Genomic DNA, 23,433 nt, shown 5'->3' on the forward strand with positions numbered 1-23,433 from the left:
TGGGTGACGACCGTTGGTCGTCACGCCCTGGCCCATCAGAAGCTGTGACGACCAACGGTCGTCACCCACCGCAGCCCGGGTCGTCACCCACCGCAGCCGCCGGTCAGGCGTGGCCGCCCACTGACGGGGTGTCCTTCTCCTGCTGCTCCAGCTCGCGCGCCACGGCTTCCGGCGAACGCGTGAACGGCGCCAGGCGGGCGTAGAACGCCGGCACCACGAACAGCGACAGGAAGGTGGAAAGGGTCACGCCGAAGATGATCACCACGCCGATGGTGCCACGACTGGCCGAACCCGGGCCTCCGGCGACCACCAGCGGGATGGCACCGACCACCGTGGCGATGGAGGTCATCAGGATCGGGCGCAAACGGACGCGTGCCGATTCGATGATCGCCTCGCGTACCGTGCGTCCTTCATCGCGCAGCTGGTTGGCGAACTCCACGATCAGGATGCCGTTCTTGGCCGCCAGGCCCACCAGCATCACGATGCCGATCTGGCTGAACAGGTTCACCGTACCGCCACTCAGCCACAGGCCAACCAGTGCGCCGAGCACGCCCAGCGGCACGGTCAGCATGATGGTCAGCGGATGGATGAAGCTTTCAAACTGCGCCGCCAGCACCAGATACACCACCAGCAGGGCCATCGCGAAGGTCAGCAGCACCGCGCCGCCGGCACTCTGGTACTCGCGTGATTCGCCTTTCCAGCTGATCTGCGCATGCTGCGGCAGCTCTTCGCGGGTCACCGACTGCGCCCAGGCGATGGCTTCGCCCAGCGGATAACCGGGCGCCAGGCCGGCGCTGATGGTGATCGAGCGCAGGCGGTTGAAGCGGTTCAGCGAACCGGCTTCGGCGACTTCGCTCAGGGTCACCAGGTTGGACAGCGGCACCAGCTCACCGGAGCTGGACCGCACCCGGATGGCGGCCAGGTCGGCCGGCGTGGCGCGCCCGTCGCGGCCCGCCTGCACCAGCACGTCGTACTCTTCGCCGTTGTCGACGAAGGTGGTGACCCGGCGCGATCCCATCATGGTTTCCAGCGCCGAACCTATCGCGGTCACCGGCACGCCGAGATCGGCCGCGCGCTGGCGGTCGATGTTCACCCGCATCTGCGGCCGCGTTTCCTTGTAATCCGAATCTACGCCGACCAGGCCGGGATTGTCAGCCATGCGCAGCAGGATACGGTCGCGCCACTGGGCGATCTCCGCATACTCCGGCCCGCCCAGCACGATCTGGAACGGCTGCCCGCCGCTGCGCACCAGGCCCCCACCCACCTGCGTGCGCACGCGCACGCCACGCACGGCATCAAGGTCCTTCTGCAGCGCATCGGCCACTTCCGGGGTGGAGGTGGAGCGCTCACGCCAGGGCTGCAGGAAGACGCTGATGCGGCCGGTGTGCATTTCCTCGCTGGATCCCCAGCCGCCCGGCACGCGCGGATTGGCGCGGACGATCGGGCGGTCTTCGCCCACATGCTTGGCAACGATCGCCTCCACTTCCTGCACCTGGCCGACCGTGTAATCAAAACCCGCGCCTTCGGGGCCGTCGATCATGATCTGGAACGAGCCACGGTCTTCGGCCGGCGCCAATTCGGACGGCAGGTGCTTGATCAGCAACCAGCTGGCAAACAGCGTGGCCGCCATCACCAGCAGGTAGATCCAGGTGCGGTCCACGTGGCGGTCCAGCACGCGGCCGTAGCCGCCGGCCAGCTTTTCCAGGTTGCGGTTGATCACCCCGTACAGGCCACGCGGGGCCTTGCCGGTGTGCGGCTTGAGCAGCTTGGACGCCATCATCGGGGTCAGCGTCAGCGCCACGAACGCGGACAACGCCACGGCGGCCGCCAGCGCCACCGCCAGTTCGCGGAACAATCGCCCGGTGTTGCCTTCCAGGAAGCCGACCGGCAGGAATACCGCCACCAGCACCGCGGTGGTGGCGATCACCGCGAAGGCCACCTGCGCGGTGCCGCGCTTGGACGCCACCAGCGGCGGTTCGCCCAGGTCGATGCGGCGCTGCACGTTTTCCACCACCACGATCGCATCATCCACCACCAGCCCGATGCACAGCACCAGTGCCAGCAGGGTCAGCAGGTTGATCGAAAAATCGAAGGCGTACAGCGCGATGAACGCAGCCACCAGGCACACCGGCACGGTGACCGCCGGGATCAGCGCGGCGCGGAAACTGCCGAGGAACAGCCAGATCACCACCAGCACCAGCAGCATCGCTTCCACCAGCGTGGCGTAGACGCGGTCCACTGCCGCTTCGATGAAGGTGGTGTTGTCGAAGGTCACCGCGATCTGCGTGCCCTGCGGCAGGGTTTCGGCGATGCGGTCGGCCTGCGCGCGTGCCAGGCGGGTCACGTCCAGCGCATTGGCGGTGGAGGTCTTGACGATGCCCAGGCCCACGCCCGGCTCGCCGTTGCTGCGGTAATAGGCGCGGCGTTCGGCCGAAGCCAGCTCGATCTTCGCCACGTCGCCCATGCGCACCACGTAGCCATCGCTGCCCTTGCCCAGCGGGATGGTCGCGAAGTCTTCCGGCTTCACGTAGTTGCGCTCCACGCGCAAGGTGAAGTCGCGGTCGGCGGATTCAATGCGGCCCGCCGGAAGTTCCACGTTCTCGTTGCGCAGCGCGGTCTCCACATCGCCGGTGGTCAACCCGCGTGCCGCCAGCTGGTCGCGGTCCAGCCAGATGCGCATGGCGTAGCGCTGGCGGCCACCGATGCGCACCTGCGATACACCGTCCAGGCTGGCGAAGCGGTCCACGACGTAGCGTTCGGCGTAATCGCTGAGGGCCAGCGTGTCCATGTTGGACGAGGACAGGTTGAACCAGATGATGGCTTCGTCGTCGCTGTTGGCCTTCTCGATCTCCGGCGCGCGTGCCTCGTCGGGCATGCGGTCGGCCACGCCGCTGACGGCGTCGCGCACGTCGTTGGCCGCGGCTTCGATATCGCGGTTGCTGGTGAACTCCAGGCTGATCTGCGCGCGGCCGTTGGTGCTGCGCGCGTTGATCATGTCGATGCCTTCGATGCCCGACAGGGAATCCTCCAGCACCTGGGTGACCCGGCTTTCGATCACCGCCGCCGATGCGCCCGGATAGTCCACCGATACCGACACCACCGGTGGATCGATGGCCGGCAGTTCGCGCAGCGTCAGCCGGGTGAACGACATGACGCCGAGCACGATCAGCAGCAGGCTCATCACTACGGCGAAGACCGGCCGCTGGATGGAAATGTTGGAAAGTTTCATCCGCCGTTACCGGCCGGTGCGACGGGCGCGTCCGAGGCCGGCGCTGCCGGCGGCGGCGGCAGCTTTTCCGGCGCCGGTGCATCCACCGGCGCGACCGCGCGGGCGTCGACCTTCAGGCCGGGGCGCAGCTTGCCGGTGCCGTCCACGATGATGCGCTCGCCGGCGTTGATGCCCTGCTTGAGTTCCACCACCCCGGCGCGGCGCGAGCCGATCACCACGTCGGCGCGCTCCACCGTGCTGTCTGCCTTCAGCCGGTAGACATAAGAGTCCCTGCCCACCTGCACTACGGCGATCTCCGGCACCACCAGCGCCTGCCGTTCCGGGCGGTAGATGCGCACGTCCAGCAGCATGCCCGGACGCAGTGCGTGGTCGCCGTTGGCGAAGTCGGCACGCACGGTGACCGCACGGGTGGACGGGTCGACGCGGGCATCGATGGTGGTTACTTCGCCTTCGAACGTACGCCCCGGCCAGGCCACGCTGGTGGCTTCGACCTTGTTGCCATCGGCCAGCGAAGACAGTTCCGCTTCCGGCACCTGGAAGTCCACGTGCATGCGTTCGATGTCGTCGAGCGTGGCGATCGCCGTGGTCGGCGTCACCAGCGAGCCCGGGCTGACCTGGCGGATGCCCAGCACGCCGGCAAACGGTGCCCGCACGCTGCGATCACCGATGTCGGCCTGCATTTCCGCCACCCGTGCTTCGGCGGTATCGCGGATCGCCTTCTGGGTGTCCAGGGTGGAACTGGCCACCAGTTGCTGCTGGGCCAGTTCACGCTGGCGCCTGTACAGCTGGTCGGCTTCGGCGAAGGTGGCCTGGGCCTGGGTCAGGGCCGCCTGCTGGGCCAGGCCGCGCAGGGTGACCAACGGGGTGCCGGCAGCCACCTGCTGGCCACTTTCGAAGTGCACCTGCTCGATGATCTCGCTGACCTTGGCGGTGATGGTCACCGATTCACGTGCCTTGGCCGTGCCCAATGCCTGCAACGTATCGCTCCACGCGGCCGATTCCACGACCTGCGCGGTGACCGGCACATCGGCGCCCTGGCGGCGCGCCGCCTGCGGTTCGCCCTTGCAGCCGGCCAGCAACACCAGGGCCAGGCCAACGGCCGTGCCCATTGCGATACGTCCCACCATGAATAGTCCCGTCCTCTGCATGACCGGCGAGTGTAGGGGGCGCCATGCGAAGACCGTATGTGCCAAGCGTTTACCGCAGCCTGCGCGCCCGGCGATAGCGACCGGAACCCTTTCCGTGCAAGGGCTTGCGCCAGGGTGTCATCGTGTATCGGGATGTGTCGTCACCACCACGCGTGCAGCTTGCGACGCCCGACGCGGGCCCGGTAGCGCCGACCCATGGTCGGCGAGCGCAGCGGCGCCTTCAACCCGGTAGCGCCGACCCATGGTCGGCGAGCGCAGCGGCGCCTTCAGCCCGGTAGCGCCGACCCACGGTCGGCGAGCGCAGCGGCCCCTGCAATCGCTCAGGACGTGATGGTCTGGGTCAACGATTCCCACGTAGGCGGCAGCGGCCAGTTCGCGGCCTGGTTGCCATCCAGCACCCGGCGCAGGTCGCGCGGGTCGATCTGCGGCGCCAGCACGTGTACCAGTTCCAGCGCGTAATCACGCAGCACGCGGTCACGCGGCAACACCGCCCAGGCGATGCATTCGGCGATCGGTGCCGGCGCCACCCAGGCGCGCAGGTCATGATCGGCGGCGCTGACCGCCATTTCAGCCAGCAGGCCCACGCCCACCCCGCTGCGCACGTAGGTCTTGATCAGATCGGCATCCAGCGCGGTCAGCGCGATGTCCGGCTCCAGCCCGGAACCGGCGAACGCCCGCTGCAGCGAAGACGCCGCACGCGTGGACGATTCGTAGCTGATCAACGGATGGGCGGCCAGCGCGGCCAGGTCCGGGGCGCGGCCGGCGCGATCCAGCGGATGGCCCTTGGGCACCAGCACCAGCCGCCGCCAGCGATACAGCGGCACGGCGATCCCGGCACTGGGCTCGCCGCCGGCGGTACTGATGATGGCGATGTCCGCATCGCCCTGGCTGAGCAGGTCCAGCGCGTCGCTTTCAGCGGCCTGCTGCAGGTGCACACTCACCTGCGGATAGGCCTGCTTGATCCGCGCCACCGCCGGCGGCAGCACGAAGCGTGCCTGCGTGTGGGTCGTGGTCAGCACCAGCTGGCCCTGGCTTTCACGCCGCTGGTTGGCGGCATAAGTGCGGATGTTGTTGGCTTCGGCGAGCACCGCGCGGGAGCGGCTGATCACTTCCACCCCGGCCGGAGTGACCGATTCCAGGCTGCGGCCGCGCCGCACGAACAGCAGGAAGCCCAGTTCATCCTCCAGCTGCTTGAGCTGCTTGGACAGCCCGGGTTGGGTGGCATGCACGCGCGATGCGGCGAGCGTGATGTTCAGCTCGGCGTCGGCGATGGCGACCAGATAGCGGAGCTGGGTCAGCGTCATGGCAGGCGGCTCGGTAGGGAAAACCACTGTAGGTCAATTGCCCTCACCAACATATAACCAAACGTTGTTTATGAAAGGTATCTGGTCATTTCCTGCTGTCATATGGCAGCGCTACGGTCAGCCGGCCAAGGCGGTTACCAGCAGCGGCCGCCTTCCCTCTTGCCGCCGCGTCTGGCGCGGCCCCTCCCGGAGTGCCCTCATGGCCCTGTACGAGTCCATCCTCGATACCATCGGCAACACCCCCATCGTCAAGCTGCACCGGCTGGCACCGGCGCACGCCACCCTGTACGCCAAGGTGGAATCGTTCAACCCGGGCGGTTCGGTCAAGGACCGGCTGGCGCTGGCGATCGTGCTCGACGCCGAGCAGCGGGGCCTGCTCAAGCCGGGCGACACCATCATCGAAGCCACCTCCGGCAACACCGGCGTGGCGCTGGCGATGGTGGCCGCCGCCCGCGGCTACAAGTTCGTCGCCACCATGGTGGAAACGTTCTCCATCGAGCGTCGCAAACTGATGCGGGCGTATGGCGCCAAGGTGATCCTGACCCCGGCCGCCGAGCGCGGCAGCGGGATGGTGCGCCGGGCCGCCGAACTGGCCCAGGAACACGGCTGGTTCCTGGCCAGCCAGTTCGCCAACCCGGCCAATCCGGCCTACCACCGCAGCACCACCGCCGCGGAGATCCTGCGTGACTTCGCCGGCCGGCGGCTGGACTACTTCGTCAGCGGCTGGGGCACCGGCGGCACGCTGACCGGCGTGGGCGAGGTGCTGAAGGTAGCCCGCCCGCAGACCCGCATCATCGCCACCGAACCGGCCGGCGCGGCGCTGTTGAAGGGCGATGACTGGAAGCCGCACAAGATCCAGGGCTGGACGCCGGACTTCGTGCCGGACGTGCTCAACCGCAACGTGGTGGACGAACTGGTGACCGTGGAAGATGACCGCGCGATCAGCACCGCGCGTCGGCTGGCCGCCGAAGAAGGCCTGTTTGTCGGCATTTCCGCCGGTGCCACGCTCGCCAGCGCGCTGGATGTCGCTGAGCGCGCCGAACCCGGCTCGGTGATCCTGGCGATGCTGCCGGACACCGGCGAGCGCTACTTCTCCACGCCGCTGTTCGCCGATGTGAACGAAGGGTCCGACGACGACTGGCTGGCCGGCCTGCCGTAAGCGCTCCCTCGCCTGGCGGGCGGGGTGTTCTTTTCCTGTTCGCAGCGTGTGAGACGGTCATGACGCAGCCTGCATGTCGCCCCGGTTACGGTGGCACATGCAACGCGGGACGTTGCGCCGTTTCAACGACAGCCAGGAGAAGGAAGCATGAAGATCGAAGTTTGGCAGGGTGACATCACGACCCTGGCGGTGGATGCGATCGTCAATGCGGCCAACGAATCCCTGCTGGGCGGCGGCGGTGTGGACGGTGCCATCCACCGGGCGGCAGGTCCCGGGCTGCTGCAGTCGTGCGAACAGTTGCCGCAGCTGCGCCCCGGCGTGCGCTGCCCGACCGGCGAAGTGGTGGCCACCGACGCGCACGATCTGCCCGCCCGCTTCGTGCTGCACACGGTGGGCCCGGTCTGGCACGACGGCCAGCGCGACGAAAGCGCGCTGCTGGCGAATTGTTACTGGAAATCGTTGCAACTGGCCGAGAAACTCGGCGCACGCTCGATCGCCTTCCCGGCGATCAGCTGTGGCGTCTACGGTTATCCGCTGTACCGCGCGGCGGAAATCGCGGCCACGGAGACGCTGGCCTGGCAGCGCAGCCATCGCGAACCGCGGCGGATCATCCTGGTGGCCTACAATACGGCGACGTTCAAGGCCTATCAGCAGGCGTTGTCGGCCGCCGGGCAGACGCTGGCGGACGAGGACGAAGGCGAGGCGCCACGCCGCGGTGACCGGATCGCAGCGGCGCAGCCGTTGGTGCCCGCTTACTGAAGGCGGTGACGGCCCGGGGGGCCGTCACCGTTCAAGCTGTCTCAGTTGGCGTCCACGTCGGCCGGTACCGCAACCGCTACGTCGCTGTCCGCCGATGCGGCATCACGCACCGAAAGCGATTCGCCGCTCCCCGCGCTCAACCGCACCTGCACCACGGCCTGGCTTTCTTCCAGGCTGGCGACCAGCAGCTGGTAACGGCCAGCCGGCAGGTTCGCCTGCAGCCGTGCGTTGGTCCCGCTGCCGCCGTCGTCGTCTTCCAGGTTGATGGTGCCGCCGGTCAGCCGCAGGGTGGTGTCGACCTGGTCGGACAGCGCATCGATGCGCACCGAACCCGCCTGCGGCACGTTCAGCACGAAACGGCGCTCGCCGTCCTCGCGCGACAGCAGCGCCTGTACGTTGGCGCCGACGGCCAGGGTGGTGCCATCGGCAGACACCACGTCCGCGGCCAGTGCGGTGTTCTTGACGTCCAGGCGGAACTGGCCACTGCCTTCGTCATCCAGCGCGCGCACGCCCAGCTTGTAGGTGCCGCTGTCCAGCATCAGGCTCAGGCGTGAGTTGGTGGAACTGCCACCGTCATCGTCCTCCTCCTCCACGTTGGCACCCTTCAGGTCGAGCACGGTGTCGAACGCGCTGGAGGACAGGTTGATCTGGTACAGGCCCGGCTTGTCGACCTGCAGGGTGTATTCCTGGCGCTGGTCGGCCAGCAGGTCGACGATCTGCCCACCATTGGCGAGCGGCTTGCCGTCATACGGCACCACTTCGGTGGCCTGCAGGCGATACGGACCGTAGGCATCGGCGTCGTCGCCATTGACGGCGATACGGTAACGGCCGGCGCCGTCGGCCCGGAAGGTCACTTCCAGGCCGCTGTCTTCAGACCGCTCGCCGCGGGTCACCAGGGTGCCGTCGTCGCGGAACACCGATATCGCGCCGGACAGCGAGCCGACCAGCTTCAGCGACACCGCCTGCTTGTCTTTCAGTTGCATCGAATAGAGCTGGTAGCGGCTGCCGTCGCTGAAGCTCAGCGGGCTGGACGTGGTGATCTCGCCGGCCACCGCCTTGTCGAAGTCCAGCGAAGCGGCCTTGCCGCCATCGGCGGCGCCCGCCTTCTGGCCACAGCCGCTGATCGCCAGCGCCAGGGCGGCGGCCAGTAGGGTCGTTGCAATACGCATGGTGTTTCTCCTTGGCCCATCATTCAGAGGCCGCGAAGTGGCCATGCCCCGGGCAGGCGACACGATAGCGGAAAAAAAAAACGCCGGCACGTGCCGGCGTTCTTTCATCGACGGGGCAGCGGAATCAGCCGTTCCACTTGCCCAGTGCCGCCTGGCCGTTTTCCTTGGCGCGCTCGTACACGGTCTTCTGCGCAGCGGCGTAGTTGCCCTTGGTGTCCTTGCCCCACAGCGCCAGAGCGGCCTGCTGCATGGCACGGCCGTAGGAGAACGTCAGCGGCCACGGCAGGTTGCCCATCTGGTTCATCGCGTTGAGGTGTTCGGTGGACTGCTCGTCGCTCTGGCCGCCGGACAGGAACACCACGCCCGGCAGGATCGCCGGCACGGTGCTCTTCAGGCACATCACGGTCGATTCGGCCACTTCCTCGGCATCGGCCTGCTCTTCGCAGTCCTTGCCGGAGATGACCATCGAGGCCTTCAGGATGGTGCCTTCCAGCAGCACGTTCTGCTGGTACAGCGCGTCGAACAGCGAACGCAGGGTGGCTTCGGTGACTTCGTAGCAGGTCTCGATGTCATGGTCGCCGTCCATGATCACTTCCGGCTCGACCATCGGCACCAGGCCGCATTCCTGGCACAGGGCGGCATAACGGGCCAGCGCGTGCGCGTTGGACTCGATGCAGGTGCCCGACGGGATGCTCTCGCCGATGTTGATGACCGCACGCCACTTGGCGAAGCGCGCACCCAGCTTGTAGTACTCCTGCAGGCGCTCGCGCAGGCCGTCCAGGCCTTCGGTGACCAGCTCGCCCGGGCAGCCGGCCAGCGGGTGGGCGCCCTTGTCGACCTTGATGCCCGGGATCATGCCGTTGTCGGCCATGTACTTGGCGAACGGCACGCCGTCCTTGGTCGACTGACGGATGGTCTCGTCGAACAGGATCGCGCCGGAGATGTGCTCGTTGAGCTTCGGCGTGGTCAGCAGCAGTTCGCGGTAGGCGCGACGGTTTTCTTCGGTGTTCTCAACGCCGACGCTGGCAAAGCGCTTGGCGATGGTGCCGGTGGATTCGTCGATCGCGATGATGCCCTTGCCCGGGGCGACCATGGCCTGGGCGGTTTCAGCCAGCTGTTCGATGCTCATGTACTTCCTGTGGCGGGTGCGGGAAAAACCCGATTATAGCCCCCGCCTCCCGTGAACTGTCCGTCCACGGGATCTGGAACCGCTTCCATGCTGCGCAACCGTGACGGCGCTGCGCTTGCGCCGCGCCGTCCAGACTTGCTTACAGCTCGCCCAGTCCGCTGGCGCTGCCGTTGGCACCCACTTCCAGCAGGCGCAGGGTGTTGGTGGCGCCATGGGTCTCCATGTGTTCGCCACTGGTGAACACTACGCGGTCGCCGGCGGCCAGCAGCCCGGCTTCGGCCAGCAGGCGGATGCTGCCACGCGCGGCTTCACGCGGGGTCAGGCCGCGGCTGTCGAAGTTGATCGGGAACACATCGCGCATCAGCGCCATCTGGCGGCGGGCGCCGTCGTGGCGGGTCACCGCGAACACCGGCGCGGAGGCACGGAAACGCGACAGGTAGCGGGCGGTGCCGCCGGATTCGGTCATCGCCACGATCGCCCGCACGCCCACGTGCTGGGACAGGAACATGGTGGCCATGGCGATGGCCTGGTCGGCACGTTCCAGGTTGCGCGGCGAGGCGCCGAAGTCCGTTTCAGTCTGGAACTGGCGCTCGGCGCCCAGGCAGATGCGCGCCATCGCCTCCACGGCCTTGACCGGGTAGGCGCCGGCGGCGGTTTCGGCCGACAGCATCACCGCATCGGTACCGTCGATGACCGAGTTGGCCACGTCCAGCACTTCGGCGCGGGTCGGGATCGGGCTTTCAACCATCGACTGCAGCATCTGGGTGGCGGTGATCACCACCTTGTTCTGCGCCAGCGAGGCCTTGATGATCTTCTTCTGCAGGCCCGGCAGCTCGGCATCGCCGATTTCCACGCCCAGGTCGCCGCGCGCCACCATCACCACATCGCTGGCGTCGACGATCTCTTCCAGGTTCTCGATGGCTTCGGTGCGCTCGATCTTGGACACCAGCGCGGCGTAGCAGCCGTGCGATTCGGCGATCTCGCGGGCATCGTTCATGTCCTGCGCGTTGCGGCAGAACGACACGGCGATGAAGTCCACGCCGATCTTGGCGACGATGCCGATCAGCTCCTTGTCGCGCTCGGTCAGCGCGCCCAGCGACAGGCCACCGCCCTGCTTGTTCAGGCCCTTGCGGTCGGACAGCACGCCGTCGTTGAGCACGGTGTTGATGATGCGCTCGCCCTGCACTTCCACCACCTGCAGCTGCATCAGGCCGTCATCCAGCAACAGCACATCGCCCGGGCCCACGTCCTGCGGCAGGCCGAGGTAGCTCACGCCGACCTGGGTGGTATCACCCGGCGGCACGTTGGTGGCGGCCACCAGGTCGAAGCGGTCACCGGCCTTGAGCTGGATCTTGCCTTCGGCGAAGCGTTCGATGCGGATCTTCGGGCCCGGCAGGTCGGCCAGGATGCCCACTTCCACGCCCACGCGGGCAGCGGCGGCACGCACGTCGGCGGCACGCTTGGCCTGGCCGGACGGATCACCATGGCTGAAGTTCAGGCGAACCACGTTGACGCCAGCGCGGAACAGCTCCTCGAGGATGCCGGGCGGATCGGTGGCCGGGCCGAGGGTGGCTAGGATCTTGGTGCGACGCTGACGCTCGAACATGGTGGATGGGCTCCCGTTAAAGCAGGGAAATTAGCACATCCTTCACGACCCATGTATGCGGTTACAGCCTTGCGGGGTCTGGTTCTGCTCGATGTCTGCAAGACAATACGGGGCAGCATGGATAACCAAGCCACGGCGCCGGTAGCGCCGAGCCATGCTCGGCGAGCGCGAAGCGCGGCCTGCGCCAGCCCGCCATGCCCGAAGGATCCCCGCAGACACCGGGATCAGCGGATCAGCGTCAGCAACTCCGTCGGCGCGGCGGCCAGCGCATCGGCGCCGGCCTCGCGCAGCTCTTCGGCACCGCCGAAACCCCACAGCACGCCGATGTTGCGCAGGCCGTGGTGGCGCGCGCCTTCGATGTCCATGCGGCGGTCACCGATCATCCAGCACTGGCCTGGCTGCAGCGACAACCGGGACAACGCCTCGGCCACCAGCTGCGGCTTGCTGCTGCGGCTGCCATCGGCGGTGGCCCCGATGACCTCGTCGAAGCATGCACCGAAGGGCAGATGCTCCACGATGCGTCGCGCGTGGGTTTCGTTCTTGGCGGTGACCACCGCCAGGCGGTGACCACGCGCCCGCAGCGCGCGCACCACCTGTTCGATGTCCTCGAACACCGCATGCTCCTGCCAGCCTTCGGTTTCGAAGCGCTCGCAGTAGTACGCCACGGCCTGTTCCACCTTGGCCGCATCGTTGAACAGCGGCCCGAAGCTGGTGCGCAGCGAGGGACCGATCCAGCCGCGCAGCGCCTCCACCGGAGGCGCCGGATGCTGCATCCGCTCGAAAGCGTGGGTGATGCAGCGGGTGATGCCGATCTGCGAATCGATCAGTGTGCCGTCCAGATCGAAGAACAGCGTGTCACGCACCGCATCACCGTGATCACCCACGGCCGTCACCCACCGGTCCTCCACCATTACGCGCCCCGCGCTTCGAGCGCCGCCACCGCCGGCAGGGTCTTGCCTTCCAGGAACTCCAGGAACGCGCCGCCGCCGGTGGAGATGTAGCTGACGTCGCCGGCGATGTCGAACTTGTCCACCGCCGCCAGGGTGTCACCACCACCGGCAATGGAGAACGCCTTGGAGCCGGCGATGGCACGCGCCAGCGCTTCGGTGCCCTTGCTGAAGGCCTCGAATTCGAACACGCCGACCGGGCCGTTCCACACCACGGTGCCGGCCTTGTTGATCAGTTCGGCGTACTGCTGGGCGGTCTGCGGGCCGATATCCAGGATCAGGTCATCCTCTGCCACCGCATCAACCGCCTTCACCGTGGCTTCGGCATCGGGCAGGAACTGCTTGGCCACGACCACGTCGGTGGGCAGCGGAATGTCCGCACCGCGCGCCTTGGCGTCGGCGACGATCTTCTTCGCCGTTTCCAGAAGGTCCGGTTCGTACAGCGACTTGCCCACCGGGTACCCGGCCGCGGCGATGAAGGTATTGGCGATGCCGCCACCGACGATCAGCTGGTCGACCTTGCCGACCAGGCTGGCCAGCAGTTCCAGCTTGGTGCTGACCTTGCTGCCGGCCACGATCGCCAGCAACGGCTTGGCCGGTTCCTTCAGGGCCTTGGCCAGCGCATCCAGTTCGGCCATCAGCAGCGGGCCACCGGCCGCCACCGGGGCGAAACGGATCACGCCGTGGGTGGAAGCCTGCGCGCGGTGCGCGGTACCGAAGGCGTCCATCACGAACACGTCGCACAGCGCGGCGTACTGCCTGGCCAGCGCTTCATCGTCCTTGCCCTCGCCTACGTTCATGCGGCAGTTTTCCAGCAGCACGATCTGGCCCGGCTGCACGTCCACGCCGCCCACCCAGTCGCGCAGCAGCGGCACGTCGCGGCCCAGCAGTTCGGACAGGCGGCGGGCAACGGGCTGCAGCGAATTTTCCTCGCTCCACTCGCCCTCTTTCGGTCGCCCCAGGTGCGAAGTCACCATTACCGCCGCGCCCTGCTCCAGCGCCTGCCTGAGCGTAGGCAGCGAGGCGCTGATGCGCTGTTCGGAACTGATCTGGCCGTTCTCGATCGGCACGTTCAGGTCCTGCCGGATCAACACGCGCTTGCCGGAGAGGTCGAGGTCGGTCATGCGGACGATGGACATGGGCATTCCTGTTCTGGGGAAGAAGCGCGCCGCGCGGCGCAGCCCACTATTGTCCGGGCTGCGCAGGCGCATCGCAAACCCCGCAGGGACCACACATCGGTAGTGACGGCCGCTGGCCGTCAACCAGGGGATTCATGACGGCCAGCGGCCGTCACTACAGAAAGAAAAACGCCGCCCGGAGGCGGCGTCTTTCATTCCGTCATTTACCGCCCAGGCGCTCCCACAGGAAGCCGTAAGCCAACGCGGACATGTGCGCGGCCTGCGCATTGTTCGCCGCACCGCCGTGACCGCCTTCGATGTTCTCGTAGTAGGTGACATCCTTTCCTGCGTCGATCATCTTCGCCGCCATCTTGCGCGCATGGCCCGGATGCACGCGGTCATCGCGGGTGGAGGTGGTGAACAGCACCGGCGGGTACGCCTTCTTCGCATCGAACAGGTGATACGGCGAGAAGGTCTTGATGTACTCCCAATCGGCCGTATCCGGATTGCCGTATTCGGCCATCCACGAGGCACCGGCCAACAGATGGCTGTAGCGTTTCATGTCCAGCAGCGGCACCTGCACCACCACCGCACCGAACAGCTCCGGGTATTGGGTCAGCATGTTGCCGGTCAGCAGGCCGCCATTGCTGCCGCCCTGCACGCCCAGGTGCCGGGGCGAGGTGATCTTCCGCGTCACCAGGTCCTGCGCGACGGCCGCCATGTCCTCATACGCCTTGTGGCGGTTCTGCTTGAGCGCGGCCTGGTGCCAGCGCGGCCCATATTCACCGCCGCCACGGATGTTGGCGACCACGTACACGCCGCCCTTTTCCAGCCACGCACGGCCCATGCCGCCGGAATAATTCGGCGTGAGGGAGATCTCGAAACCACCATAGCCGTACAACAGGGTCGGGTTCGAACCATCCCGCGGCATGTCCTTGGCGTGCACCACGAAGTACGGCACGCGGGTGCCGTCCTTGCTGGTGGCGAAGTGCTGCTCGATGACCTTGCCTTCGGCATCGAAGAACGCGGGCATGGTCTTCAGCACTTCCGGCGTGCTGCCGATCTCGGCCAGCGCCAGGGTGGTCGGGGTCAGGTAATCGGTCGCGGTCAGCCACACGGCATTGCTGTCGTTGCTGTCCACCGCGCCGACGCCCAGCGTGCCGAATGCCGGCGCACCGACGAACTCACTGCGGGTCCAGCCGTTGCTGCCGGGCGTCAGCACGCTGAGTCGGTTCTTGACGTCGTCCAGCACGTTCAGCACCACGTGGTCCTTGGTCCACACCGCACCGGCCAGCGAGGTGGTATCGGTCGGGGCGAACAGCACGTCGAAATCGCGCTTGCCGGCGAGGAAGTCCTCCAGCCTGGCCGCCAGCAGCGAACCGGCGGCGTAGGTCCTGCCGCCCACCGTCCACGGCTCGCGCAGCTCCAGGCTCAGCCACTGCTTGTGCAGGCCCTTTTCAGCCGAGTTCGGCGCGTCGATCTTGCTCAGCTTGCCATCGTCGGCGCGCAGGTACAGCTCGTTGTTGTAGAAGGCCAGCGTGCGGCTGACCAGGTTGCGTTCGAAGCCGGGGGTATCATCGTGGACGGCCGCGATGTACATGTCGTCCGGCTTGCCTTCGTACACCACCTGCGCCGATGCCAACGGCGTGCCGCGCTTCCACAGCTTGGCCACGCGCGGATAGCCGGAGGTGGTCATCGAGCCGGGGCCGAAGTCGGTGTAGACGAACACGTTGTCACGGTCGACCCAGCCCAGCCCGCCCTTGGATTCGGGACGGAAGAAGCCATCGGTGACCCAGTTGCGGCTGGCCAGGTCGAATTCACGCGTGACATCGGCATCGGCGCCGCCGCGCGACAGCGCGATCAGGCAGCGGTTGTACTCCGGCCGCAGGCACTCCACGCCGTGCCACACCCAGTTCTCGCCCTCGGCCTTGTTCAGCGCATCCAGGTCGATCACCGTCTCCCACTGCGGCGATGCCTTGCGGTACTCGGCCAGGGTGGTGCGACGCCACAGCCCGCGCTCGTGCTGCTTGTCCTTCCAGAAGTTGTAGTAGTAGTCGCCGATCTTCTCCACGCCGGGAATCTTGGCGTCCGAATCGAGGACTTCACGGATGCGGGCCTCCATCTGGGCAAACGCCGGCGTCTGCGCAAGACGGGCTTCGGCCTTGGCGTTCTGTTCCTTTACCCAGGTCAACGGTCTGTCACCGGCGACCTCTTCCAGCCAAGCGTACTGATCGTCCTGTTCAGCTTCAGCGGCCATGGCAGGCCCCACCGAGGCAGTGGTCATCATGCCGGCCAGCAGGCAGGCGGAAGCGAGTCGTGACATTGCGGTTCCAGGCAGTCATAAGCCGCTGAACGCTATCACAGCGCCTGCGCCGCGCCCCCGTGTCGAAGGTCAGGCCGTGCGGACCGTGCGCGCGCCCCGTCGCCGCGCCTGCACGCGACGCCGTTGCCAGCGCGGCAGGGGAAAGCGCAACAGCGACCACCACGCGACCAGCGGCATTCCCAGCAGCCACAGCGGCATCCAGCCAAGCCAGCCGGTGCTGCCGCGCGCGGCCGGCCACACCAGCACCATCGCCAGCCCGGCCAGCGCGGCGTGCCTGACGCATCGCAGCAGGCGCGGGTCCGGACCGGTGTCCGACGAGGCAGAACGAACAGGATGGCGTTGGCGCATGGTGGTCTCCGGGACAGAATGATGATCCAGGCCGTCACTTTGCCCTTGTCGTTTCTCACCAGCTGCGACATCCGCCGGTCAGGCACCATTGACGAATCCCTCGCGCGCATTCGACCATGCTTGCGCAAGCCCTCCTGGAGCCCGCTTTCCCATGCCGTCGATCCGCCCGTTGTGTGCTGTCCTGCTGACCACCCTGATCGTCGGGCCGGGTTGTGCGATGTTCCGTTCCAGTGCGCCCAGCGCCCCGGAGCCGGTGGCCGTGGCCGACCAGGGCGAGCTGGGGGCGCCGATCAACCTGCAGCGCTTCATGGGTACCTGGTATGTCATCGGCCGCGTGCCGAATTTCATCGAACGCGGCCATGTGGCCAGCGTCAACGAATACACCCTGCGCGAGCCGCAGAAGATCGGCATCACCTACCGCTACCGCGACGGCTTCGATGAACCGGTGCAGGAGATCCAGGCGCGCGCCTCGGTGGACGAAGACAGCGGCAACCACAACTGGCGCACCTGGTTCTACCGCGTGGTGCCCACCCATTCGCGCGTGCTGGAAGTGGCGCCGGATTATTCGTGGGCGCTGGTCGGCTATCCCGGCCGTGAAATGGCGTGGATCTTCGCGCGCAAGCCGGAAATGGAAACCGCGCTGTACAAGAAGCTGGCCGAACGCCTGCGCGACGAGTACGGCGTCAACACCGACAAACTCAAGCGCGTGCCACAGCAGCGCAGCCAGGTCGACAAGCTCGGCTACGAAGTGCCCAACCAGCGCTGAGCGTCGGCCACAGCGCCGGGCACGAGCCGGCGCTGGCGGTCATCTGCGGCTGTAATGGGCCACCAGGCGGTCGCCCAGCATCTGCAGCAGCTGCACCAGTACCAGCAGCAGCACCACGGTGACCAGGGCGACGTCGGTATGCGAGCGCTGGTAGCCATCGCGGAAGGCCAGGTCGCCCAGGCCACCGGACCCGATAGCACCGCCCATCGCGGTGAACCCGATCAGCGCGACAGTGGTTACCGTGGCCCCGGCGATCAGGCCGGGCCGGGCTTCGGGGAGCAACACGCGGGTGACCAGCTGCCAGGTGGTGGCTCCCATCGCCTGGGTCGCCTCGATCACCCCCCGGTCCACTTCGCGCAGCGCCGTTTCCACCAGGCGTGCATAGAACGGCGCGGCGCCGATCACCAGCGGGACGATGGCACCGCGCACGCCGAGCGAGGTGCCCATCAGTGCCAGGGTGACCGGGATCAGCACGATCATCAGGATGATGAAGGGCACCGAGCGCAGCAGGTTCACCACCAGCGCCAGCGCACCGTAGGCGACCGGCCTGCGCCGCAGCTGCGGCGAACCGAACAGGAACAGCAGCACGCCAAGCGGCAGGCCGATGGCCAGGGTCAGCGGCAACGAACCGGCCAACATCAGCAGCGTGTCGACCGTGGCCTGGCCGATGTCGGCCCACTTGCCCGCGTCCAGGTGGCGGAAGAAGCCGCCGTTGCTTGCGAAGATCATCGGCGCAGCTCCTCTACGTGCACGCCCGCGGCGGCGAAGGCCCGTTGTGCGGCAGCCTGGTCGCCGCCGACCAGCGAGACGATCAGCTGCCCGTACGGGGTATCCTTGATGCGATCGATGCGACCAGACAGGATGTTGTAGTCCACCCCGGTCTGCCGCGCGACGCTGCCCAACAGTGGCTGGTAGGTATCGCCGCCAAGGAAGGTCAGCCGCACGATCGTACCGCCGACGGTCTCGAAATCATGGTGGAGCGTGCCCTCGTCGATGTGCTCGGATTCGCTGACGAAACGGCGCGTGGTCGCATGTCGCGGATGCAGGAACACCTCGGTTACCGGTCCCATTTCGACCAGCTCACCGGCATCAAGGACCGCGACGCGGTCGCACACCCGCCGGATCACGTCCATTTCGTGGGTGATCAGCACGATGGTCAGGCCCAGTTCGCGGTTGATCTTCGACAGCAGTGCCAGCACCGAAGCGGTGGTCTGCGGATCCAGCGCGCTGGTCGCCTCGTCGCACAACAGGATCCGTGGCCCGGTGGCCAGCGCGCGGGCAATGCCGACCCGTTGCTTCTGCCCGCCGGACAACTGCGCCGGGTACTTGCCTGCATGGGCCTGCAGGCCGACGGTCTGCAGCAGCTCGGCCACCCGTGCATCGATCTGCGCGCGGGGCGTGCCGGCCAGTTCCAGCGGGAAGGCCACGTTGGCTGCCACCGTGCGCGACGACAGCAGGTTGAAGTGCTGGAAGATCATGCCGATGCGACGCCGCAGCACGCGCAGCGCATCCGCATCCAGCGCCGTGACATCCTCCCCGTCGATCAGCAGGCGGCCGCCACTGGGTTCCTCCAGCCGGTTGATCATGCGGATCAGGGTCGACTTGCCCGCGCCGGAATGGCCGATGATGCCGAACACCTCGCCGGCCTCGATGGTCAGGTCGAGCGGCTGCAGCGCACTGACGGCGCGGCCGGCCACGGCATAGGATTTGTGCAGGCGCTGGAACTCGATCACGGGTCGGCTCACCAGAGGGGCGACAGGGGGCGTGCAGCCTACCAGCGCGGGCGCGCAAGCGCCCGCGTCGGCGACCACAATGATATTCCGTTTGCTTCTAAGCAGGCGCGATGAGCGCCGGCTGCAAGCCGGCGGGACGATGGATTCCTTATTACTGTCGCCCCCTGATTCCGTTGCCGGAGCCCGCTGCATGCCTTGCCTGTCCCCTGCGTCACCCTCCTGCGTCCCCGCCACGCGTGCTGTGGCCGGCGCAGCAGCACGTGTGCGACATGTCCCGCCTGCCGTGCGTGGCGGCATGGCCGTACCGGGCCAGTGGGCCAATCAACCGCTCCCGTCTCCGCCGTCCCCATCGGCGACGAGGGCCCCCGGTGGGGATGCCGCGCACGATCAGGCTCGCCGGATGCTGGACCGGCATCCTGTCGCCGCACAGCTGTTGCTGGCCGGCCTGGCCCGTGATCACGGCGCAGATGCCCCGCCGGCTGCACTGATCCAGGCACTGGCCCGCCATCGCAGCCTGGTGCAACGGGTGGACGAACGCCTCGCCACGCAGGGCGCCCTGGGATACCCGGCGCTGCAGCGACGGCTGCACATGCGCGCGCCGTGGGTCGCTGCCACCACGGTGTTCGAGCAGGCGCTGTCCGCCCGCAGCAGCCGCGATCTTGATCGTGGCAGCTGCCGCATCGACAGCCGCCAGCGCGCGCCCGTGGCGGAGGTCGCGGCACCGGATGTCGGCCCGCCCGGGCCGCAGGGGATCCCCCACGAGCGGTTGCGGCTGCGCACCGTGGTGCAGGCCGCGGCCGCAGCGCTGTTGCTGGGGGAGCAGGTCAGGGGCGCCGCGGCGCTGCAACGAAGCGATCAGCAGGCGCTGATTCGTGGAACGGCATCTGCCGACCTGCCGCCCTGTGCTTACCGGGACCAGCGCGCGCCGTCGCTGCCGGCGGGGCCGCCCTGGTGATGACGGGCCTCACGCTATGGGCCAGGCTTGCATCGCGTCCGGCAGCGGGCTCCATCGCAGGCACGTCGGGTCCGCTGGCCCCGGCCGATCCGTCGACCGCGCTGGCAGCGCTGCGCTATCTCGACCAGCACCCGGGCCGGGATGGCGATACATTGCTGGAGGAACTGCTCTGGCGGGAAGCGGGCGACCCGGCGACGCCGGCGGCGATGGGCGCCAGCCTGCCTGCCGACAGCCTCGCCCAGCTGCAGCGCCTGGCCGGACCCGATACCCCCCTGGGCCCGTTGCTTGCCGCGCTGCTGGACCTGCACGGTCAGACGACGGCGGTCCGTTCGCCGTCTGGGCAGCTGCGGCAGGTACGGCGCGTGCGTAGCGTTGACGATGCCAGCAACGCAGCCAGCTCGACCCCTCCCCCGGCGGGCGTGCAGATTGCGGCGTGCCGGGCCATCGCCCCCGCCAGCCAGCCGCTGGCCGGCGTCGAGACAGCGACCATGGCGGTCACCTCGAATGCGGTGGTGGCGCAGGTGCCGGACGACGAACTGCGCGCCTTCGCCCGTTGCCTGCAGACACTGCACGATTCGCTGCAGGCGAAACGCAGCACACTGCTCGCACAGCTCGAAAAGGCCGCTGGCAGCTACCCCCTGCAGCCCGAAGTGGACGCCCTGCGCGGTGAAGCGCTGGTTCGGCTGATCACCCGCACCGGCCACCTCTCGCGACGCGTGCATGACGCGCTGGTGCAGAGCAACGCACGCTTCCTTGCCGTGCTGGGCTGACACTGCCCCTGTCCCCCCAGCAAGGAGATCTCCCTGGGCCTGCAGCGTTCGCCTGGCGTTGCCGGAGCCGGATGGATGCGCGCTGGGATCAGGGATGGTCCAGCGGCATCGGTTGCGACTGCCGGTTGACCCGCTCGCGGTGCAGCAGGTACAGCCCCGATGCCACGATGATCGCCGCCCCGCCCCAGGTCCAGGCATCGGGCAGCTGCTGCCAGAACAGCAGGTCCCAGCCGATCACCCAGACCAGTCCGGTGTATTCAAGTGGCGCGATCATCGACGCTTCGCCCAGCTGGAAGGCACGGGTGAGGGCGATCTGGCCCAGCGCACCGGCCAGGCCCATGCCCGCCACCAGGGGGGCATCGACGAGCCGCATCGGTGTCCATTCCGGCCAGGCCAGCAGCCCGGCACCGATCGCCATGATCACCAGGAACCACACCACCATCGACTGCGAGGTGTCGGTGCGGGTCAGCAGGCTGACCGTGATCGCCGCGACCGCATACGCCGTGGCGGCCACCAGCACCATCAACCCGGGAACGGCGATGAAGCCATCCACGCCTGGCCGCAGCACCACGATGACCCCAAGCAGGCCGATGCCGATGGCGACCCAGCGCCGCGGCCCGACACGCTCGCCCAGCAGCGGCACCGACAGCGCGGCGATGATCAGCGGGGCGACGAAATAGATGCTGTAGGCGGTTGAAAGGGGCAGGTCACGCAGCGCGAAGACGAAGCAGCCGATCATCACCATGCCCAGCACGCCGCGCAGCAGGTGCAGGCCCCAGCGCCGCGGTATCAATGAACGCGGCCCGGCACTGGCCAGCACCCAGACCAGCACGAACGGCAGCGAGGCGGCGCCGCGCAGGAAGGTCACCTGCAGCGAGGGGTAGCCGGACGCCAGCTGCTTCATGCCCGCGTCCATCAGCGAGAAGCAGGCAACGGCGGCAACCATCCAGATGACGGCGCGCGAAGGGGAGGCAGGGGCGTTCATGGCCCATTATCGCCCTGCCACGCCGACCTTCCAAGGCGGGTTGGGTAGAATGGGGGACACTGAATCCAGGAGTTTCCCCATGCCCTCTTTCGACGTCGTCTCCGAAGTGGACAAGCACGAACTGGTCAACGCAGTGGACCAGGCCAACCGCGAGCTGACCACGCGCTTTGATTTCAAGGGCGTGGCCGCGAAGTTCGAGCTGGAAGACAGCGTGATCTCGCAGAGCGCTCCCAGCGAGTTCCAGCTGCAGCAGATGACCGACATCCTGCGCGCCCGCATGGCGGCCCGCCAGATCGATACCAAGAGCCTGGAATTCGGCGAGGTGGAAACCAACGTCGCCGGTGCCCGGCAGAAGATCACCGTCAAGCAGGGCATCGAACAGAAGATCGCCAAGAAGATCGCCGCCACGCTTAAGGAAGCCAAGCTGAAGGTGGAAAGCCAGATCAACGGCGACAAGCTGCGGGTGACCGGCAAGAAGCGCGACGACCTGCAGGATGCAATGGCGCTGCTGCGCAGGAACGACTTCGAACTGCCGCTGCAGTTCGACAACTTCCGCGACTGATCGACCACCTCTCCGCCCGCCTGCCGAGCCCGCCATGACCGATTCCGTTGTTACGTCCGAAGGGCCGCCCGCCGAAGACCCGATCGCGGCGACGCGCCTGTGGCTGGAGCGCATCGTCATCGGCTTGAACCTGTGCCCGTTCGCCAAGGCGGTCTATGTCAAGGAACAGGTACGCTATGTGCTCAGCGATGCCACCACGCCCGAAGCGCTGGTGGAGCAGTTGGCGGAAGAACTGGTGCTGCTGCGCGATGCATCGCCCGAGCAGATCGACACGACCCTGATCATCCATCCGGACGTGCTGACCGACTTCCTGGACTACAACGATTTCCTCGACAACGCCGACGCGGCGATCGAAGCGTTGGACCTGCAGGGCATCCTGCAGGTGGCCAGCTTCCACCCGCAGTACCAGTTCGACGGCGTTGCGCCGGACGACGCCAGCAACTACACCAACCGCGCGCCCTACCCGATCCTGCACCTGCTGCGCGAAGACAGCGTGGCACGTGCGGTGGATGCCTTCCCGGACCCGGATGTGATCGTGGAGCGCAACATCCAGACCCTGGACCGCATCGGCGTGGAGGGCTGGTGGCGGCGCCTGCGCGGGCAGGACCTGTCATGAGCATCGTGCCCGCGCTTGCAGCGTGGCCCGCCGCGCCCCTGGCGGGCAAGGTGGTGCTGGTGACCGGGGGTGCCAACGGCATCGGCCGCGGCATCGCGCAGGCCGTGCTGGGCGCGGGCGGCCAGGTGATGATCGGCGACCTCGACGTGGCAGCAGGCAAGGCCTGCCTGGCCGAATGGGATCGCCCTGCCGACGCCGCCTTCCGCAAGCTGGACATCACCGCCGAAGCCAGCGCGCGCGGCTTCGTGGCGGCCGCGCTGAAGCGCTTCGGCCGCATCGACGGGCTGGTCAACAATGCGGGGATTGCCGGTGCGCACGGCACCGCGCTGGCGGACATGGAATGGGCGGAATGGCAGCGCAGGCTCTCCTCGCTGCACGGCACCTTCCTGTGCAGCAAGCACGCCCTGCCCGCACTGGCGGCCGACGGGGGCGGGGCGATCCTGAACATCGCATCGACCCGCGCCCGGCAGTCCGAACCGAACAGCGAAGCCTACGCCGCCGCCAAAGGCGGACTGCTCGCTTTCACCCATGCGCTGGCGCTCAGTGCGGGACCGGCGGTGCGGGTGAACAGCATCAGCCCCGGATGGATCGCCACGGGCGCCTGGCAGGCGCCCACGCGCCGGCGCACGCCGACGCTGTCCCGTGCCGACCACGCGCAGCATCCGGTGGGCCGGGTCGGCCAGCCCGAAGACATCGGCGCGCTGGCGGTGTACCTGCTGTCGGACATGGCGGGTTTCATCACCGGCCAGGACCACATCGTCGACGGCGGCATGACCCGCAGGATGATCTACGTCGATTGAAAACAGC

21 protein-coding genes are annotated in these 23,433 nt (G+C 67.7%); 8 read left to right on the forward strand and 13 right to left on the reverse strand.

Features of this window, described 5'->3' with window-relative positions; all coding sequences use genetic code 11:
- Window positions 1-103: 103 nt before the first annotated feature.
- From ABE522_RS15490 to ABE522_RS15500, 3 genes are all read right to left on the reverse strand, one after another.
- Window positions 104-3,229 carry an efflux RND transporter permease subunit gene (locus ABE522_RS15490; RefSeq protein WP_346592464.1) on the reverse strand — a complete coding sequence of 1,042 codons (3,126 nt, stop codon included), beginning with the start codon at window positions 3,227-3,229 and terminating at the stop codon, window positions 104-106.
- A complete protein-coding gene (locus ABE522_RS15495) occupies window positions 3,226-4,356 on the reverse strand; it encodes an efflux RND transporter periplasmic adaptor subunit (protein ID WP_346592465.1) in 1,131 nt (376 codons plus the stop codon). The genes ABE522_RS15490 and ABE522_RS15495 overlap by 4 nt, the downstream gene beginning before the upstream one ends.
- Window positions 4,357-4,697: 341 nt before the next feature.
- Window positions 4,698-5,681 (reverse strand): LysR family transcriptional regulator, encoded by a 984-nt coding sequence (locus ABE522_RS15500; RefSeq protein WP_057687362.1) that lies wholly within the window; start codon window positions 5,679-5,681, stop codon window positions 4,698-4,700.
- 199 nt (window positions 5,682-5,880) lie between these two features.
- Here ABE522_RS15500 and cysK point away from each other — a divergent pair, with 199 nt between their 5' ends.
- Together cysK and ABE522_RS15510 are read left to right on the forward strand one after the other, a co-directional pair.
- Entirely contained in the window at window positions 5,881-6,840 is a 960-nt protein-coding gene (gene cysK, locus ABE522_RS15505) for a cysteine synthase A (RefSeq protein ID WP_346592466.1), read from the forward strand.
- Between the two features lie 147 nt (window positions 6,841-6,987).
- Complete coding sequence (locus ABE522_RS15510; RefSeq protein ID WP_346592467.1) at window positions 6,988-7,599, forward strand: O-acetyl-ADP-ribose deacetylase; 612 nt, start codon at window positions 6,988-6,990, stop codon at window positions 7,597-7,599.
- 41 nt (window positions 7,600-7,640) lie between these two features.
- On the opposite strand, the gene ABE522_RS15515 is transcribed toward ABE522_RS15510, so the two are convergent.
- The 7 genes from ABE522_RS15515 to ABE522_RS15545 all read right to left on the reverse strand — a co-directional run bounded on the left by ABE522_RS15515 (window position 7,641) and on the right by ABE522_RS15545 (window position 16,239).
- Entirely contained in the window at window positions 7,641-8,768 is a 1,128-nt protein-coding gene (locus tag ABE522_RS15515) for an ABC transporter substrate-binding protein (RefSeq protein WP_346592468.1), read from the reverse strand.
- Window positions 8,769-8,892: 124 nt separating this feature from the next.
- Entirely contained in the window at window positions 8,893-9,897 is a 1,005-nt protein-coding gene (locus ABE522_RS15520; protein ID WP_346592469.1) for a class I fructose-bisphosphate aldolase, read from the reverse strand.
- A 139-nt stretch (window positions 9,898-10,036) separates the two neighbouring features.
- Complete coding sequence (gene pyk, locus ABE522_RS15525) at window positions 10,037-11,503, reverse strand: pyruvate kinase (RefSeq protein WP_042614592.1); 1,467 nt, start codon at window positions 11,501-11,503, stop codon at window positions 10,037-10,039.
- 224 nt (window positions 11,504-11,727) lie between these two features.
- Entirely contained in the window at window positions 11,728-12,414 is a 687-nt protein-coding gene (locus ABE522_RS15530) for an HAD hydrolase-like protein (RefSeq protein WP_406846375.1), read from the reverse strand.
- Window positions 12,414-13,589 (reverse strand): phosphoglycerate kinase, encoded by a 1,176-nt coding sequence (locus ABE522_RS15535; protein ID WP_346592471.1) that lies wholly within the window; start codon window positions 13,587-13,589, stop codon window positions 12,414-12,416. The genes ABE522_RS15530 and ABE522_RS15535 overlap by 1 nt, the downstream gene beginning before the upstream one ends.
- A gap of 199 nt (window positions 13,590-13,788) precedes the next feature.
- Window positions 13,789-15,891, reverse strand: coding sequence for a prolyl oligopeptidase family serine peptidase (locus ABE522_RS15540; protein ID WP_346592472.1), 2,103 nt, complete (start codon window positions 15,889-15,891; stop codon window positions 13,789-13,791).
- Between the two features lie 69 nt (window positions 15,892-15,960).
- Window positions 15,961-16,239 carry a hypothetical protein gene (locus ABE522_RS15545; protein WP_346592473.1) on the reverse strand — a complete coding sequence of 93 codons (279 nt, stop codon included), beginning with the start codon at window positions 16,237-16,239 and terminating at the stop codon, window positions 15,961-15,963.
- 217 nt (window positions 16,240-16,456) lie between these two features.
- On the opposite strand from ABE522_RS15545, the gene ABE522_RS15550 reads away from it, so the two are divergent.
- Complete coding sequence (locus ABE522_RS15550; RefSeq protein ID WP_406846376.1) at window positions 16,457-17,005, forward strand: lipocalin family protein; 549 nt, start codon at window positions 16,457-16,459, stop codon at window positions 17,003-17,005.
- A 39-nt stretch (window positions 17,006-17,044) separates the two neighbouring features.
- On the opposite strand, the gene ABE522_RS15555 is transcribed toward ABE522_RS15550, so the two are convergent.
- Both ABE522_RS15555 and ABE522_RS15560 read right to left on the reverse strand, forming a co-directional pair.
- Window positions 17,045-17,734 (reverse strand): methionine ABC transporter permease, encoded by a 690-nt coding sequence (locus ABE522_RS15555; RefSeq protein ID WP_346592475.1) that lies wholly within the window; start codon window positions 17,732-17,734, stop codon window positions 17,045-17,047.
- Complete coding sequence (locus ABE522_RS15560) at window positions 17,731-18,738, reverse strand: methionine ABC transporter ATP-binding protein (protein WP_346592488.1); 1,008 nt, start codon at window positions 18,736-18,738, stop codon at window positions 17,731-17,733. The genes ABE522_RS15555 and ABE522_RS15560 overlap by 4 nt, the downstream gene beginning before the upstream one ends.
- A 400-nt stretch (window positions 18,739-19,138) precedes the next feature.
- Here ABE522_RS15560 and ABE522_RS15565 point away from each other — a divergent pair, with 400 nt between their 5' ends.
- On the forward strand, window positions 19,139-19,693 hold the full coding sequence (locus ABE522_RS15565; protein WP_346592476.1) for a hypothetical protein: 555 nt from the start codon (window positions 19,139-19,141) through the stop codon (window positions 19,691-19,693).
- The gene (locus ABE522_RS15570; protein WP_346592477.1) at window positions 19,693-20,463 is read left to right on the forward strand and encodes a hypothetical protein; all 771 of its coding nucleotides are present in this window, start codon (window positions 19,693-19,695) and stop codon (window positions 20,461-20,463) included. The genes ABE522_RS15565 and ABE522_RS15570 overlap by 1 nt, the downstream gene beginning before the upstream one ends.
- Window positions 20,464-20,551: 88 nt before the next feature.
- Here ABE522_RS15570 and ABE522_RS15575 read toward each other — a convergent pair whose 3' ends face one another.
- On the reverse strand, window positions 20,552-21,448 hold the full coding sequence (locus ABE522_RS15575; RefSeq protein WP_346592478.1) for a DMT family transporter: 897 nt from the start codon (window positions 21,446-21,448) through the stop codon (window positions 20,552-20,554).
- A gap of 79 nt (window positions 21,449-21,527) precedes the next feature.
- Here ABE522_RS15575 and ABE522_RS15580 point away from each other — a divergent pair, with 79 nt between their 5' ends.
- Genes ABE522_RS15580 through ABE522_RS15590 form a run of 3 tightly spaced genes read left to right on the forward strand, consistent with a single transcriptional unit; the run spans window position 21,528 to window position 23,426 of the window.
- Complete coding sequence (locus tag ABE522_RS15580) at window positions 21,528-22,010, forward strand: YajQ family cyclic di-GMP-binding protein (RefSeq protein WP_346592479.1); 483 nt, start codon at window positions 21,528-21,530, stop codon at window positions 22,008-22,010.
- Between the two features lie 34 nt (window positions 22,011-22,044).
- Entirely contained in the window at window positions 22,045-22,626 is a 582-nt protein-coding gene (locus tag ABE522_RS15585; protein ID WP_346592480.1) for a DUF1415 domain-containing protein, read from the forward strand.
- Window positions 22,623-23,426, forward strand: coding sequence for an SDR family oxidoreductase (locus tag ABE522_RS15590; RefSeq protein WP_346592481.1), 804 nt, complete (start codon window positions 22,623-22,625; stop codon window positions 23,424-23,426). Before ABE522_RS15585 ends, ABE522_RS15590 begins: the two co-directional genes overlap by 4 nt.
- Window positions 23,427-23,433: the final 7 nt, after the last annotated feature.

Origin of the sequence: Stenotrophomonas lacuserhaii, assembly GCF_039674585.1 — a bacterium.
In the GTDB taxonomy this organism is placed as follows: domain Bacteria; phylum Pseudomonadota; class Gammaproteobacteria; order Xanthomonadales; family Xanthomonadaceae; genus Stenotrophomonas; species Stenotrophomonas pennii_A.